Source organism: Enterococcus innesii (assembly GCF_022846515.1).
In the GTDB taxonomy this organism is placed as follows: Bacteria; Bacillota; Bacilli; order Lactobacillales; family Enterococcaceae; genus Enterococcus_D; species Enterococcus_D innesii.
In genome coordinates this window covers 2,137,471-2,153,370 of the sequence record NZ_AP025635.1, presented here as the reverse complement: position 1 = coordinate 2,153,370, position 15,900 = coordinate 2,137,471, and the positions used below count along the sequence as shown (strand labels likewise).

At 45.2% G+C, this 15,900-nt stretch carries 17 protein-coding genes; 8 read left to right on the top strand and 9 right to left on the bottom strand.

Annotated elements, in window-relative coordinates; genetic code table 11:
* Positions 1-59: 59 nt before the first annotated feature.
* The 8 genes from ENLAB_RS10085 to ENLAB_RS10050 all read right to left on the bottom strand — a co-directional run bounded on the left by ENLAB_RS10085 (position 60) and on the right by ENLAB_RS10050 (position 6,850).
* Positions 60-488: a DUF1761 domain-containing protein gene (locus ENLAB_RS10085; RefSeq protein WP_086293648.1), complete on the bottom strand. Its 429-nt coding sequence runs from the start codon at positions 486-488 to the stop codon at positions 60-62.
* Positions 489-595: 107 nt separating this feature from the next.
* Positions 596-1,942, bottom strand: coding sequence for an amino acid permease (locus ENLAB_RS10080; protein ID WP_244350936.1), 1,347 nt, complete (start codon positions 1,940-1,942; stop codon positions 596-598).
* Between the two features lie 296 nt (positions 1,943-2,238).
* Positions 2,239-2,607, bottom strand: coding sequence for a YxeA family protein (locus ENLAB_RS10075; protein WP_325907263.1), 369 nt, complete (start codon positions 2,605-2,607; stop codon positions 2,239-2,241).
* Between the two features lie 188 nt (positions 2,608-2,795).
* On the bottom strand, positions 2,796-3,512 hold the full coding sequence (locus ENLAB_RS10070; protein WP_015508766.1) for a tyrosine-protein phosphatase: 717 nt from the start codon (positions 3,510-3,512) through the stop codon (positions 2,796-2,798).
* A 14-nt stretch (positions 3,513-3,526) separates the two neighbouring features.
* Positions 3,527-4,312 carry a PhnE/PtxC family ABC transporter permease gene (locus ENLAB_RS10065; protein ID WP_128488796.1) on the bottom strand — a complete coding sequence of 262 codons (786 nt, stop codon included), beginning with the start codon at positions 4,310-4,312 and terminating at the stop codon, positions 3,527-3,529.
* A gap of 15 nt (positions 4,313-4,327) precedes the next feature.
* Positions 4,328-5,122 (bottom strand): phosphonate ABC transporter, permease protein PhnE, encoded by a 795-nt coding sequence (gene phnE, locus ENLAB_RS10060; RefSeq protein ID WP_244350932.1) that lies wholly within the window; start codon positions 5,120-5,122, stop codon positions 4,328-4,330.
* Positions 5,109-5,927 (bottom strand): phosphonate ABC transporter ATP-binding protein, encoded by an 819-nt coding sequence (gene phnC / locus ENLAB_RS10055; RefSeq protein ID WP_244350930.1) that lies wholly within the window; start codon positions 5,925-5,927, stop codon positions 5,109-5,111. The genes phnE and phnC overlap by 14 nt, the downstream gene beginning before the upstream one ends.
* 2 nt (positions 5,928-5,929) lie before the next feature.
* Positions 5,930-6,850, bottom strand: coding sequence for a phosphate/phosphite/phosphonate ABC transporter substrate-binding protein (locus ENLAB_RS10050; RefSeq protein ID WP_015508762.1), 921 nt, complete (start codon positions 6,848-6,850; stop codon positions 5,930-5,932).
* Positions 6,851-6,992: 142 nt separating this feature from the next.
* On the opposite strand from ENLAB_RS10050, the gene ENLAB_RS10045 reads away from it, so the two are divergent.
* From ENLAB_RS10045 to ENLAB_RS10015, 7 genes are all read left to right on the top strand, one after another.
* Complete coding sequence (locus tag ENLAB_RS10045; protein ID WP_244350928.1) at positions 6,993-7,646, top strand: GntR family transcriptional regulator; 654 nt, start codon at positions 6,993-6,995, stop codon at positions 7,644-7,646.
* Positions 7,647-7,807: 161 nt separating this feature from the next.
* Positions 7,808-8,359 carry a GNAT family N-acetyltransferase gene (locus tag ENLAB_RS10040; RefSeq protein ID WP_195265556.1) on the top strand — a complete coding sequence of 184 codons (552 nt, stop codon included), beginning with the start codon at positions 7,808-7,810 and terminating at the stop codon, positions 8,357-8,359.
* 75 nt (positions 8,360-8,434) lie between these two features.
* Positions 8,435-9,361: an ROK family protein gene (locus ENLAB_RS10035; protein ID WP_081117685.1), complete on the top strand. Its 927-nt coding sequence runs from the start codon at positions 8,435-8,437 to the stop codon at positions 9,359-9,361.
* 57 nt (positions 9,362-9,418) lie between these two features.
* Positions 9,419-10,177 carry a MurR/RpiR family transcriptional regulator gene (locus tag ENLAB_RS10030; protein WP_081117684.1) on the top strand — a complete coding sequence of 253 codons (759 nt, stop codon included), beginning with the start codon at positions 9,419-9,421 and terminating at the stop codon, positions 10,175-10,177.
* Between the two features lie 159 nt (positions 10,178-10,336).
* Positions 10,337-11,647, top strand: a complete 1,311-nt coding sequence (locus tag ENLAB_RS10025) for a PTS sugar transporter subunit IIC (protein ID WP_244350926.1) — start codon at positions 10,337-10,339, stop codon at positions 11,645-11,647.
* 32 nt (positions 11,648-11,679) lie between these two features.
* Positions 11,680-13,119, top strand: coding sequence for a 6-phospho-beta-glucosidase (locus ENLAB_RS10020; RefSeq protein ID WP_279612815.1), 1,440 nt, complete (start codon positions 11,680-11,682; stop codon positions 13,117-13,119).
* 205 nt (positions 13,120-13,324) lie between these two features.
* Positions 13,325-13,882: a GNAT family N-acetyltransferase gene (locus ENLAB_RS10015; protein ID WP_244350924.1), complete on the top strand. Its 558-nt coding sequence runs from the start codon at positions 13,325-13,327 to the stop codon at positions 13,880-13,882.
* On the opposite strand, the gene ENLAB_RS10010 is transcribed toward ENLAB_RS10015, so the two are convergent.
* The gene (locus ENLAB_RS10010; protein WP_244350921.1) at positions 13,808-14,830 is read right to left on the bottom strand and encodes a YeiH family protein; all 1,023 of its coding nucleotides are present in this window, start codon (positions 14,828-14,830) and stop codon (positions 13,808-13,810) included. The genes ENLAB_RS10015 and ENLAB_RS10010 overlap by 75 nt on opposite strands.
* Before the next feature lie 65 nt (positions 14,831-14,895).
* Here ENLAB_RS10010 and ENLAB_RS10005 point away from each other — a divergent pair, with 65 nt between their 5' ends.
* On the top strand, positions 14,896-15,747 hold the full coding sequence (locus ENLAB_RS10005) for a LysR substrate-binding domain-containing protein (protein ID WP_142426413.1): 852 nt from the start codon (positions 14,896-14,898) through the stop codon (positions 15,745-15,747).
* Positions 15,748-15,900: the final 153 nt, after the last annotated feature.

Genomic DNA, 15,900 nt, shown 5'->3' with positions numbered 1-15,900 from the left:
TTTCTTTAGGATTGATTCGTTGAGATCTTTGAACGTTCTCGCTGGGATATGATCGCTGCCTATTGTCCAATTAGTCCGACAACAAGCCCTAAAACGATCACTCCTAGAAACCCATTCACAAGGTGCAGCCCAACTAATTTACGGGACTGTCCCGAGTAAACAGCCATCACGAAGGTGGCGACCCCATACACCCCTAGCCATAATAAGCAAGCGACTTGCAAGGAGGTCATCAGCCAACCATCATGATCGAATGTGGCAAACCAATAGACGACTTGATAGGTCGCTGCCGATAAGAGAATCCCACCAACGATCGTGCCGCCAAAGGTAAAGAGCATGTCTCCGGTCGTCATCTGCTGACCGTTCATCTTCTCTGCCATTCCTGATTCTTTCGCCCAAAACTTGCCCCACTTATGCATCGGATTGTAAAGCAGACTTTCCACCACGACCCAGCTGAGGGTACCGAAAATCAATGTCCAAAAATTAACCATTATCGTTTTCTCCTACACTTTATTTTATCGTCACATTCCTGAGAACCGAAGAAACAACCGAACGCGGGGTTCCTTCCCCATCAGTTTATGCCTTAAGGGAGGGTTCTTCAACTTTTTCCACTGGTGTCCCCTATTTTTCGATGGTTCCAATAAAAACTAAGAAAAATGATCGTATACAGCAATGCGGTGAAACCTGTGACCGCTAATGGGTTAGTGATCAAGATTCCGGCAAACAGCAAAAGCAACGCAAGGATCGCCCCACCCAAAAAAATCGTATAGCCCATTTTCTTCTGCTTGCGTACCAAAACAAACGCCGCCACACTGATCAACAACCAAATCAGTAATACAGTATACGACAGGGAGCCTGCCAGATAATTGAAGAGTTTGTCGCCTAAAAAGTAAGAAAGAACGACTCCAAGATATAAAGTACCGCTGCAAAACATGATCGCTCGTTGGGGCACACTGTTTTTATTCAGCATCGTGAAGCGGCTTTTTTTCTGGCCATTGTTGCTTAACCGGAAAAACAACGTTCTTGAAGAAGCATAGACCCCAGAATTGATGGAGGAAAACAAGGCCAAAATGATCACTAAATTAACGATGTCGGAAGCAAAAGGCACATGGATTTTTTGAAACACCATTACAAAGGGACTGACATTTGGATCGGCTAATTGATTCCACGGATAAATGATCAGTAAAAGAAACAAGGGAATGATGTAAAAAGCGGCAATCCGAGTCATTACTCCTTTGATTGCTTGAGGGATCGCTTTTTTGGGATTTTCTGCTTCACTGATCGTGATGGCTACTAACTCAGAACCGCCATAAGAATAGATTACGACCAATAAAGAATTGATAAATCCTTTGAGACCATGAGGGGCAAAACCGCCATAGTCTGTCATTTGTCTCATCGTCGGTAAAAAGCCCAAATCTAAAACTTGCGTGGCAACCAGATAGAGACCCACCAAGATCAGCGCAATCACCACACTGATTTTGGCCCACGAAAGCCAGTATTCCGTTTCTGCAAACAAGCGGACCGAAAACAAATTGATGATGGTCGTGAGTAGTGCCAAAATCAAAACAAAGATCCAAGCTGGAATATTGGGAAACCACAACTGCAAAAAGCTTGCGGCAGCAACTGCTTCGGCGATGATGTTGATCATCCACATCGACCAGTAGATCCAATCAATGAAATCAGCTGTATGCACGCCGAGATACGGCTGGACTAAGCCCGAAAGACCATGTTGTTTTTGGTCAGATAAGACCAACTGACCCAGCCCTGTCATAACGACAAATAAGATCAGCCCGCAAAAAATAAACGCCAGCAAGACCGCAGGCCCCGCTAACTGGATCGCTTCCCCACTGCCTTTGAATAGGCCGGCACCGATTGCGCCACCTAGTGCCAACATAGTGATGTGTCTGGTTTTCATCTGTTTTTTTAATTGATTTTTTTCTGTCATACGTTCCTCCTCGAAAACCGTTGATCCTTCATACACGGTGATTCTCTCACTGTTGCTATTTTTAATTATATGAATGATTTTTTTTAACTACCTCATAGAGAATACCAGACGTTTCTACTATTGCAACTAAGAATTGAAAAAATTATCTATTTTTTCTGAAAATTCTATCTTTCTCTAATCTTTTTCACCTAAATCAAATATTGGCGAGCTTTTCTTTAGGCGAAGGCACTAAAAAAAGCCATCTCCCGACTTGTGGGAAATGACTTTCTGTCCGTTTTTTCAAGCAGGCTCGATGATCAATGGGTCGTAAGCAACTCGTCTTTGATAGCGTCAGGGAGATCCTGCTCAGTCACCTCTTGATACGACTCCACATGTTTACCTTTTGCATCAAGCTCTAGGTAGGCATTTTCTTTTAATTTTTGTGGTGCCCAAAACGTGATTTTTATTTTTTGTCCATCTTCATTGATTCCTTCTTGCGTATATTCATAGGCGTCGTGTTCTTGCGGCACGCCGTATTCGTCTGATGTTTTGACATAAACCTTTTTCTCCGGTACGAAAGGATTGAAACGATCCACCAGCTGAACCAGTTCGCCGGAATCATCTTTCGTAAAATAAGACCATGTAACCAATGTGACGGTCCCGATCGTTAACACGAGCAGGATCATACTAATTGCTTTCTTCAAGTGATTGTCCTCCGTTTTTTCTATCTACCTTCAGTATAAAAAAACAAACGATAAATATAATCAAACTTAAGACGTATTTTTCCGTCGGTCATTGTGACTAAGACAAAAAGGGACCACTTTTTAAAAAGAAGCGGTGGTCCCTCACTTAGATGTTCCGTTTGTTCATGTCCTTAAACCGTCACTGCCACATCGATCAGCTTGCTTTGCAAATGAACGAGGGTCTCTTGCGCGACACCAATCGTCCGCAAATAATGATACGCATCGGTATAGGTTTCTTCAAGATGCGTTAAGACGGGCAACAGATACTCAGGTGCTGACAGCCACATCTCATTCGTGATTGTTTGGACTTGCTGAGCTACCAGCGGGTTAGCAGCTAAATAGGTGTGCGTCGTTTGATAGTTGGCAATGATATCGGCTTTTGCTACATCTGCCAGTTGAAGCAGCAGCATAGCGATCACACCCGTCCGATCTTTGCCCGCCGCACAATGAAATAACACACAACCTTCGGCAGCCGCCATCGTTTCCATGATCTGCTTGATTTGCTCTTTGCGGTCTTCAATCATCTGGATATACAGCTCCGCCATATTGAAAATCAGCGGCTGCTCCAGTTGGGTCACATCCCCCATCGTTTCTGAAATCAAGGAGATCGGCCAGTTCTCCACACCGTCGATCACAGGTGTTGGCTCCTTTTCGATCTCTAAGGTCGTCCGTAGATCAATGATGGTCGTCAGCTGATACCTTTGTAAAAAAGCGATATCTTCTGGATGTAGATTGGCTAGACTGTCGCTTCTTAAGAAACGCTTCCAGGCAGTTGCTCCGTCTTTTGCGGCATAACCGCCTAAATCTCTTGTATTATAGGTTCCTTTTAATGGCAATCGTGTGTACATTCTTGATCGTCTCCTTATCTCATTCGTTTTTTGACTTGTCCGATCCCTAATTCGACACTGATCATCGTGAAAAAGATCAGCAAAATCAGCATCGAAATTTCACCATAATTGTATTGACCGATCGCCCGCGTCAAGAGCATGCCGATTCCGCCGGCGCCTACCATTCCGAGTGAGATCGATTCAGCGATGTTGCCTTCTAGACGAATCGACGTCCAGGCTAGAAAGCGGCTGCTCAAGTTAGGCAGCAGGCCTTCTGTGATCATTTGCAGCCAGCCGGCACCGGTGGCTTGCATCGTTTCAATGATTGCCGCGTCTTGTTCTTCGATCGAACTGATAAAGGATTTTGTTAAATACCCCACCGTCGGGAAAACCAGTCCTAAAACCCCCGAGGTATTCCCAAATCCTAAACTAGCCACCACGATCAAGATCCACACAAGGGCTGGAACGGCCCGTACTACCGCTACACTCCCTTTGATAAGCATTGAAAGGAAAAGATGCGGTGTGGTGTTGGCAGCTCCGAGAAAGCTTAATACCAGTGCAATGAGCCACCCGATGAATAAACCGCAGATCGCCATACACAAGGAAACAAACAATTGGCCCAACGCTGGAATGATTTTTGAAAAGTCGAGGGTCATAAATTTTGCTAAAATCGTCCCAGCATCTTGCCAACGGCTTAAAAAGCGCGCGACCTCCAAGTCCAGCAAAGCCACACTTGTGATCAGCAATAAGACGAGGCCACAAATCGTGCCTAAAGTCAGCAGTCGTTCTTTTTTCGTAGATAATGCAATTTTTGTTGTCATCGCTTCCTCCTTCAATTAGGCAATTCGTTTTCTAAGCTGATTGACTGCAAATTCAGTCAATAGCACCAGCAAAACTAAAAGAATAATCAAGGCAAACGCTTCGCGGTATTTAAATAAACGAATATTGGTCTGAATCATGATCCCCATTCCTCCTGCCCCCACCATTCCTAAAATGGAAGACGCACGAATATTGATTTCGAAAGAAAATAAGGTCCAATTGATCCAAGAAGGAATAAATTCAGGAATCAATCCATGAAAAAGAATCTGCCAATAAGAGGCGCCTGCTGCTCGCAGCGCTTCTAATTTACTGCTGCCGATCTCATCGATCGAATCCGCATAAGAACGAGCCAGAAAACCTAAGGTCGCAACGGTCAATGCCAATAGCCCCACCATATTCCCAATGCCGAAAATATAAACGAACAGCGATGCCCAAACCAGTACCGGGATATTTCTCAGAAAAGAGATCACCATGCGGACACTCGTCCGCACTAGCGGATACGGATTCGTCTGCTCTGACATCAGCAACCCGCAGACAAAAGCAAAAAAAGCCGAGAGATAAGTGCCAACGATCGCAAACAAGACGGTCTCTGCCACCAAGGGCAAGTAACTACGGATGTTTGTAAAATTTGCTGGGAAAAAGTTTTGCACAAAAAATCCCACAAATGCTGGAAGTGACCGAAAGGCTTCCACCAGATTGATTTGCAAATAGGCAAACGACAATAGAACAGCTACTACTACCAACAAGCCGTTCAAGATTCGTCCTTTGTTTGATTCAACCCTCAACGGAATCACGAATCTAGGCTTCTCCATAGGTCAACTGCTCCTTTCCTACGGGAATCGTTGCTTGCGTTAACCTCTGCTGTTCTTCTTTTCCTTGATAGATATGTGTAATCATCGCTTCTGTCAATTCTTGGGGCTTTCCGTCAAAGACGATTTTTCCTTCTTTGACGCCGACGATCCGAGTGGCATACGCCTTGGCAAAATCGACTTGATGCAGATTGACGATGCAGGTGATCTGGCGTTCTTGGGTGATCTCTTGCAACTGTTTCATAACGACTTTCGCAGCGTTAGGGTCTAAAGAAGCGATCGGTTCATCCGCCAAGATCAGCTTCGGCTGCTGCATGATGGCGCGGCATATACCAACTCGTTGCATCTGTCCCCCAGACAACGCATTGGCTCGCTGGTACATCTGCTCTTGTAGACCGACTTTTTTTAACAGTTGGACCGCCTCTTGTTTGTCTTTTTCAGGATACAGCCCGAAAGCCGTTTTGCGAAAAGGAATTTTCCCTAAACGCCCATGCAGGACATTCTTAAGCACATTGGTACGGCCAATCAGATTGTAATGTTGAAAAATCATGCCGATTTCTGAACGAATCTGTCGCAGCTGCTTTTTCTTCGCACGGGTGATGTCCGTCCCCGCAAAGATCACTTGCCCCTCAGAAGGGTCGATCATGCGGTTGATTGAGCGAATAAAGGTCGATTTCCCAGCACCCGATGGCCCGATCACGACGATAAATTCCCCTTCTGCCACCGTCAGATCAATTTGCGACAACGCATATTTTTTCCCATCATAGGTTTTACTCAACTGCTTGATTTCTAATAAGTTATTCGCCATGACTATTCCTCCTCTAAGTTAAGGATCTCGACCATTTCTTGTACCACTTCATAATCTTCATCTTTTGCTTCGGTAAAACGAACCTCTTTGCTGCCATAGAAGGTCTCAAAATACTCTTCGTTTTCATAGGTAAGGTAAAAGTCTTTCAATGCCGCTTTGGTTTCTGCTGGCAAATCGGAGCGAACGACGAAGAGGGCATTCGGGATCGTCTCTGTTTCTCCAATTACTCGGATATCGTCTTCTTGGATCATCCCAGCATCTACTAATGAAGTGATAACCTGTCCAGCCACTGCGGCGGCATCGTAATCTCCTTTGGCTACCCCCATCAAACTGGAATCGTGCTTGCCTGAATAGGCAACAGTATCAAAAAAGTAGCCGGGATTTTCTAATTGATTCGGATCTAATGACAACTCTTTGACTAATTTCGCCTTAGGGTACATATAGCCGGAAGAAGAAGCAGGATCAACAAAGGCAAAGCTTTTTCCTTTTAAATCAGCTAATGACTGCGTCGTGGTATCGTCTTTTCCAACAACGAAAAGCGTTTTGTATTCTTCTTGGCCCATTGAAGTCGTTGTCACTAGTGGTTCTGCACCTGCGATTTTTTTTGCTTGATAATAACTCATTGGACTAACTAGTAAGACATCCAGCTTCCCTGCTTTCAAGGCCTCGATCCCGACCGAGTAGTCAGCACCTTCTAATTCTTCCACTTCAATTCCTAACGCCTCTGACATGTCTGAACGGAACTGCTCATTTTTCTGACCAGAGTCTGGATTTGTTTCATCTTGTATTTGAACGATCGTCAGTTTATCAACTGACTGTCCATCCTTAGCATCCGCCGATGCTGCTGATTTCCCGCAGCCTGCCAGCATACCTAGTGCAAAAATGTGAATGAGACCAACCAAAGCCCACTGTTTTTTATTCATAATAAAAAATCCTCACTTTTCGTTTTGTTTAGTAGTATACTACTAACAATATGTAGTATACTTTGATTGAAACAAAGGCGTCATCAAGAACGGGTAAAAACTACGTAAAGGTCTTGTAAACCCACAAATGGAGGAAACGACGTTGGAAGAAACCATCGAAACCATTGTCTATAAAAAAATAAAAAGTGAGATCCTCACAGGAAATATCAAAGTCGGCGAAGCATTTTCGGAAGCTTCTTTGTCCAAATCGACCGGCTATAGCCGCAGCCCGATCCGCTCTGCTTTAAAACAGCTGGAACACGAAAAATTGGTCACTTATAAGAAAAACCGCGGGGTCGTTTTGCGGGAAGCTTCAATCAAAGAACTAGCCGATATCACGCAAATCTGTGTCAATTGGCTGATTTTAACCACTGAGCAGGTTGCTGGTGGCTTGGGGAGTTTTGCTATTGACGACATTCAACAGCTGCTGAATGAAGCCAAAGCGTACCGACAGCAGATGGATTACGTCAATTATATGAACAAGATGCCAGAAGTCTACATGGCGATCATGGCGGCCAGCCCCAATGATCTGCTGGTCAGCACCTACCAATGGTTGAGCAGCCGTGTCATTAGTGCCTCAATCTATAAAAAAATGGCAAATCCTAAAAATTCGCCTAAAAAAACACTGTCGACGGTTCAATTTTTCCAAGCTTATATCGACCATCTCCGAGCAGAAGATTATAGCCAAGCCATCCGCTGCTTAAAAGACTACCAGCAATATGCCAATCATCAGATTCTTTATTATGGGTATTTGTAAAATCGAAACGCCTATACCTTAACGATATCGATTGAATTCTGCTTTGAAATTGCTAACAAGTACATGGGAATGTTCCCCTAGTAGCGAAACATTGACATATACACTGCTCACAATCGCATCAAACCAAACAACTGCTTTTATAAAAGATAACGAGGTGCCTCATGCTAGAAATCAAACTGATCGATCAAGAACACCAAGCTGACATTCGCTTGAAAAACGAACCCTTCTCCTTATGGGGGAAAATGCTGCCGACTTATAATGAGGGCAACTGGCAGTACACAATCTGTAAATTTGCACCTGAAGACATTCAGACGATGCGTTTCCCAGATGAAAATTATTGCTATGATGAAATGAGCCGAAACAGTCTGTTTATCGGTGCTTATGATGATGGAAAATGCATCGGCTTAGCAATCGTTCAAGACGCTTTTTTCAAGTATCTGTACCTCTATGACTTAAAAGTCAACACAGACTACCGCCAGCAAGGAGTCGGTCAACTGCTGATCCAACAGGCACTGAAAGCGGCCCTTGCCAAGGGCTATCGCGGCATCTACACGCAAGCGCAGGACAACAATCCTTCTGCCTGTCTGTTCTACTTGCGGGCAGGCTTTCGCATCGGAGGTCTGGATACGGAGGTATACAAAGGCACCAATCAGGAAGGCAAAAGTGACATTTTGTTTTATTTGGATGCAGCGGAAACGGCAGGCAAAAAATAGCTGAAAAAAGAAAAAAATTCCTCCTGCCAGATGGTACACTTAAGGCAACAATGTTTTAGAAGGTGAGGAAGAAGAATGTACGTAGGATTTGATATTGGCGGAACAAGTATTAAATATGGGGTTTTAGATGAAACCGGCGTGATCCTTGAAAAATCAGCGATCCCCACAAGTTATGAGCCAGCTCAGTTTTATCAGGATCTACTCACGATTATCGAAGATGCCCAGAGCCGCCACACGATTGATGGCATTGGGATCAGTGCCCCAGGGATCGTTCAAAAAGACGGGTTTATGTTAACGGCAGGCGCTATCAAATCGTTGTATGGTGAAAATTTCAAAGCAGTCTTGGAAGCGCGTACAGGATTGCCTGTGGCGGTGGAAAATGATGCCAATGCAGCAGCGATTGCTGAAAAATGGATCGGCAATGCGCAAGAGGCTGCCAACTATTTGTGTCTTGTCCTAGGCACTGGTGTAGGCGGTGGGATCGTGATCAATAACCAAGTCTACCGAGGTGCTCATGGCATGGCTGGTGAATTTGGCTGGATGGTGATCGATCAGCTGCCAGAAGAAGGCAATATCGAGGAAAGTTCCATCAATAAAAAAACTGCCGTCGTGGGCGGCTTGATTCGCCTCTACAATTTAGCTGGCGCAGCAGTTCCTGGCTTTGAACCCACCCAAGACGCCAAAGAAATTTTTGACCGCGCGCAGCAAGGCGAAGCGTTGGCGCTGAAGCTGACGGACCAATTTCTAACGGATTTGTCTGTAGGGCTGATCAATTTGATTAGCTGTTTTGACCCAGAATTGGTGTTGATCGGCGGCGGCATCAGTGCCAATCCTTATTTCTGGGAACGCCTGCAGGCTCGCTTGACGATCACGGAAACACGGCATGAAGCGATCAATTATTTGCGCGGACAAACCATCGCACCTGTTCGTCCAGCGAAACTGAAAAACGATGCTGGCTTGATCGGCGCAGTCTATCAGATCCACCAACAGCTGCACCGTTAAAAGTTCGGATATGCTATACTGGTGTAAATTGATTATCTAGGACAGCGAGGAACCAGCATGGCGCTTTTTGAACAATTAAACTTGAACAAGCTCTCTGCGGTAGAACAAGAAATCTACCGTTTTATCGTCAATCACTTAGAAAAGATCCCGTATATGCGCGTACGCGACATTGCCGATGATGCTCATGTCTCTTCGACTTCGGTCTTTCGTTTTATTCAAAAAGTCGGCTTTCAGTCGTTTCCAGAATTTCGCTTCTATATCAAAAATCATTTAGAAAAAGCTCATTTTGATGCGCATCCGGAACACTTAGGTTTAGAAGCGCGCATCAAAGGCTTGAATATGCAGATCTTCCACCCTGATGCGGAATACCAAATACGAAAACTTGCCGAAGCGATGCGGGATGCCGATTTGATCTTATTTATGGGGATGGGGGCATCCGGTGCGATCGCGCAATACGTTGCCCGCAAGTTGGCCAGTCTCGGTTACTTTAGTATCAGCATTGATGAGCTGACCTACCCGATCAAAAGCTTTTTGCGTAAAGATCAAAAAAATGTTTTGGTTTTTCTGAGTGTCTCTGGTGAAACCAAAGAACTGATCGAAGTCATTACCGGTTTAGAGAATCAGGCAATCGTGCAAAAATATTGCATTACCCCCAATCGGGAAAGTACGTTGGCACGCCTGTGCGATTATTCGATCGAGTATGCGATCAAAGAGGAACGCAAAGACATCTTTCTTGATTTGACTAGTCAATTGCCTTCAGTAGCGATTTTAGAAACACTGATCGGCTATTTACAAGATTATCGTTCCAACCCTTGATGGTTCAGTTTACTGAACCATCTTTTTTTGTAACACTGTGTTCCGGCTGCGGAATTTTTTTCATTTCTTGAGAGATATGTACGGAATCCGTATCCGCTTACTTTTAGCCGCTTTCATTCGCTATAATGATGGCATCAATTAAGGAAAGGTGTTATTATTATGCAAAAATTCAATGACCTGTTAGACCGCTCGTTGGTACCAATCGCAACAAAGTTGAACAATCAACGCCACATAGCAGCGATCCGGGATGCGTTCATGCTGATTTTCCCACTGACCATCGCTTCTTCTCTCGTTATTTTGGTCAACAATATTTTATTTTCCAATGAAAGTTTCATCGTGCAATTATTTCAACTGAATCGGCTTTTCCCGAATCTGGAAAGTGCCCAGCAAGTCCTAGCTTCCGTGGCGAACGGGACCATCAACATCATGAGTTTATTCATTGCGTTTCTTGTTGCCCAACTTTTAGCCAAACATTTCCAAGCAGATGCTACGCTAGTTGGTTTGACAAGTGTCGCTGCCTTTATGATCTTGTACCCGACCTCCTTTGCAGTAGATGATGTCAATGTGATCTCCACACAATATTTAGGCGCCCAAGGGTTGTTCGTAGCTATGATCGTGGCTTGTTTGGTCGGTGAATTCTTGCCGAAGCTTTTCAAAGTCAAACGACTGCAGATCAAAATGCCTGAAATGGTACCGCCAGCAGTTTCTCGTTCCTTTTCTGGCATGATTCCGATCGTGATCATCGTGGCAGTCACTGCTTTGATCAATTTCTTAGTTTTAATGATCGCACCAGAAGGCATCAATGAACTGATTTACAATGGGATCCAAAGTCCATTGCGGGATCTGGGTGGCAATGTCGTCGGTGTCTTGATCTTGGCATTCTTGCAAACTACGTTGTTTGCGATCGGGATCCATGGCCCAAACACATTGAATGCGGTTCGTTCAGCGATTTTTACCGAACAAGATCTAGCTAACCTAGACTTTATCAACCAGGGCGGCTCCTTGTGGGACGTTCCTTACAAAGAAACCTGGGGCGTTTTAAATGATATGTTCGCAAATATGGGCGGAACTGGTATGACATTGGGCTTGATCATTGCGATCTTCATCGCTTCAAAACGTCCCGAACAACGTGAGATCGCTAAAATGTCCTTAGTTCCAGGAATTTTCCAAATCAATGAACCGATGATCTTCGGTTTGCCGATCGTCTTGAATCCAATCATGATCATTCCGTTTATTTTAACGCCAATGGTCAATATTTTGGTGGGTTATTTTGTCACCGTTATCTGGCCGATCATACCGACCCCAGCGATTGGGGTACCATGGACGACCCCCGGAATCATTAATCTCTTTTTAGGAACTGGAGGAAATGCGATCGCTGCGGTTGTCGGTGTCGTTTGTCTTGCGATTTCGGTCTTGATCTATTTGCCATTCGTGATCGCCTCTAACCGTTCCCAAAAAGTAGAATTATAAGCAAACGAATGAGTCGAGGAGGAATGAAATTTATGTCCGCAAAAATGCCAAAAGATTTTTTATGGGGCGGCGCGATCGCTGCCCATCAAGCGGAAGGCGCTTGGAATGTTGCTGGTCGTGGAATGAGTACCGCCGATGTCATGACTGCCGGCGGCAACGGTATTCCCCGTAAAATCACCAAAGGCGTCATTGAAGGGGAATATTACCCGAACCATGAAGCCATTGACTTTTATCACCGCTACAAAGAAGATATCCAGTTATTCAAAGAACTGGGCTTGAAATGTCTACGGACATCGATTTCTTGGAGCCGGATCTATCCAACTGGAACAGAAGAAGAACCAAATGAAGCCGGTCTCCAATACTATGATGATCTTTTCGACGAATTGCAGGCAAATGGCATCGAACCCGTGATCACTTTGTCCCACTTTGAAATGCCCTACGCCCTCTATGAAGAATTTGGTGGGTTTGCTAACAAAGAAGTGATTCCCCTCTTTGTCAAATTCGCTAAGACTGTTTTTCAACGGTATCGTGACAAAGTGACGTATTGGATGACTTTCAATGAGATCAATAATCAAGCAGATGGGCAAGAGCCGCTGCACGTTTGGACCAATTCTGCCATGATCATCGAGGATGACAGTCAAAAAGAAGCACTCGTCTTTCAAGCGGGCGTCAATGAGTTGATTGCCAGTGCGGCAGCCGTGATCGAAGGCAAAAAAATCAATCCAGAGTTTCAGATTGGCTGTATGATGGCCTATGTCCCGGTCTACCCCTACTCTTGCGCACCCGCTGATTTGATGGCATCCGTCAAAGCCAATGAACGGCGCTATTTTTACAGCGACGTCCACGTACGAGGCAAGATCCCAACCTATGTGCAAAAATATTGGGCAAAAAAAGGCATCACGATTGAGATCACGCCCGAGGAACAAGCGCTATTAAAAGGGGGAACCGTTGATTATATTGGGTTCAGCTATTACATGTCAGGAACGATCTCAACCCTTGATGAAGTGGCTGGCACACCAACTGAGGATATCCCGGGAGCAAAAATCGTGAGGAATCCTTATATTAGTGCTTCTGATTGGGGCTGGCCTATCGATCCAGTCGGGTTGCGCTATGTGTTAAATACGATCTATCAACGCTATGACTTGCCGCTATTTATCGTAGAAAATGGCTTTGGTGCTTACGATCAATTAACCGATGAACAGCAAGTCCATGATGACTACCGCATCACTTACCTGAAAGAGCATATCGAACAGATGGAAAAAGCGGTGGTTGAAGATGGTGTACCGTTATTAGGCTATACGCCTTGGGGAATCATTGACATCGTCAGCTTCGGCAGCGGCGAAATGGAAAAACGCTATGGCATGATCTATGTCGACAAAGACAATACTGGAAAAGGAACCTTGAATCGTTTGAAAAAAGATTCCTTTGCGTGGTACCAGCAAGTGATCGCCTCTAATGGTGAAACGCTCTAATTACTGCTTCCATGACGAACACAAAAACCGCCCCCTCGTTGCGCCATACTCCTTTTCACATTAGGAGCCTGGCAACGAGGGGGCGGTTTTCTTATTAAAGAGGGGCGCCATTGCGAGGATGGCTTTTCTTATCATCACTAAACACTACCTCGATGCTGTGGTACACTATAGCTATTCATTTACTTTTACGTTAAGGAGGAGCTGCATGAAGCCGATATTTCGTCCGATCCAATCTCAAGATGATGCGCCCTTAGCCGCTATCATTCGCAAAAGCTTGACCGACCACCAGTTGGCGGTTCCGGGAACTGCCTATTTCGATCCCGAGTTAGATCACTTAAGTGAATTTTATGCAGCGGATCCTGCTACCCGCCATTATTTTGTCGTCACCGATGAATCAGGGACCCTTTTAGGTGGCGGTGGTCTTGCCGCTTATGATTCAGAAGGGAAAATCGCCGAGCTGCAAAAATTTTATCTCAGTGATGCTGCCAAAGGGCAGCGTCTCAGCTATCCTCTGCTGGCGAAAATCGAGGCCAAAGCTTTTGAACTAGGCTATCGGCAACTCTATTTAGAATCCCATCATTCTTTAGAAGCAGCCTTGCATGTCTATCAAAAAGCTGGCTATCGCGCATTGTGCCAGCCACTATTGGCAGCACAGCATACCACGATGGATCGCTTTTATGTGAAAACACTAGAGCCGCAGCAACCAAATCAATGCAACAGCACCCACGGTTTGGACGGCACCAACGGAAAGGCCATAGAATAAAAAGCGCGGGCCTTCTTTTAAAAACTTGCGGAAATCCAAGCGCAAACCAATGGCTGCCAACGCTGTCGTTTCAAACCACGTACTGATAAAATGAGCGCCCTCATTCAACCAGCTAGGCAGCGGCAAGAAGCTGTTCAAGATACAGATGGTCAAGAAGCCCAACACATACCAAGGGATCGGCAGCCGAAGATTGCCTTTGGCTTTGGTTTTGGTGGGGGTCTTTGTCGTCATTCGTTCAAAAACAATGACGACGACTGCCAACATGATGATGCGTGCGATTTTAAAGAGCATCGCGTATTTGACGGTGTCGGCATCAATCAAACTAGCCCCCGCCACGACTTGTCCGACGGATTGCAGCGTGCCACCAAGTAAGGCGCTTTTTTGCAACAGATCATCGCCGTATAAGGCCAAGCCTAAAAACGGCAGCGTCAGCATCATCACTGTGCCTAAAAGATTGACCAAGGTGATGATCTGCCCTTTTTCTTCATCATCGGCATCAATGGCTGGTGCAATCGCCGCAATCGCAGAGGACCCGCAGACAGCGTTGCCGCCTGCCATCATCAGGCTCATCTTTTGATTAAAGCCCATTTTTTTCCCTATCAAATAAGCAGCGGTAATGACCAAGCTCATCATCAGCAAAATAAAGAGAAAGCCCCGAAGGCCCATTTCACTGATGGTCTGGAAAGTGACGGTAAAGCCCAGCAAAACCACCGAATATTCCAAGAGCCGACTTTCCGCAACCTTCGTCCCGACTTGATAGCGTTCTTGCTTGAACAGTGTATTTCCTAAAATGATTCCTAATAAAATAGCAAGGGTTGCTCCTCCTAATTTTGGCACAGCCAAAGCCATGATTCGGGCGATGACGGCTACCGAAAAGGACAGGAACAAACCGGGAAGTATCAAAGCTGTTTGTCGTTGCTTCATTGCTTTCATCCTTTCATATAACATCCATTATACACAGATTGACCGATCAGTAGGATTTATTGGTATAATAGTTATGATTGAATTTTCTAATGGAAGGGATTGCAATGTTAAAATTACTGGAGACCTTTAAGATGGTCTATGAAACGAAAAATTTTTCGAAAGCTGCCGAACTGCTGTTTATTTCGCAGCCCACGGTTTCTGCTCAAATCAAGCAGTTGGAACAAGACCTGGATACACCGCTTTTTTTACGAAATGGTCGCAAAAACGTGATCGCCACGCCCCAAGCAGAGTACCTTTACGAAAAGGCACTGAATTTATTGGATGAGTGGTCGACGATCGCCAGCGAGATCCATACCAACACACAGCATCAAAGCCACTGTGCCCTAGGTATCTCTCATACCTATGCGATGGCCTTGATGCCTGACTTGATGATTGCTTTATACAACGCCTTTCCCACGGTGCGTTTTCGGGTATCGATGATGAACTCCGCTGAAGTCTTAACAGCGCTTGAACAACATCAACTAGATTTAGGGATCATTGAAAAACCCTTATCTGCACCAAGTATTTTGCGTTTCCCGATTTTGAAAGATCAGCTCGTCTTAGCTGGTGACCCCCAAGTCGGTCCTTGGCTCGTCCGAGAAGCGAGTTCTGGTGTCTACTATTACACTAAACGCTATCTGGAGGAACAGAATATTCAAGGACCGATCATTGAGATCGCCAGCAATGAACTGATCGTCGCTTTGCTGAAAAAAGGTTTCGGCTGTTCGATCCTTTCCAAGCGAGCCGCCCACGGCATTGGCTATCAACTGCTGGATAAAAACTTTGAGCGCCAATTTTACCTCATCCAGCGCAAAGTAGTCACAGAACCAGCCATCGAGGGATTGCGGACCTTCATTCAGGAGTGGTCGCAAAACGATCCCTCACAGGTGGCCAGCGTATAAAAACAAACTGATTTTTTTGGGGAACCACCGCCTCGTGGGATTTCTTAACCTTTTCTTACGATTACGCTTCCTCGCTGCCGATCTGGTCCGTTTGATTGTTTCTTAAGAAATTTGTGCTAAAATGAAGAGTACTGGCTATGGGCTCTAATGTTC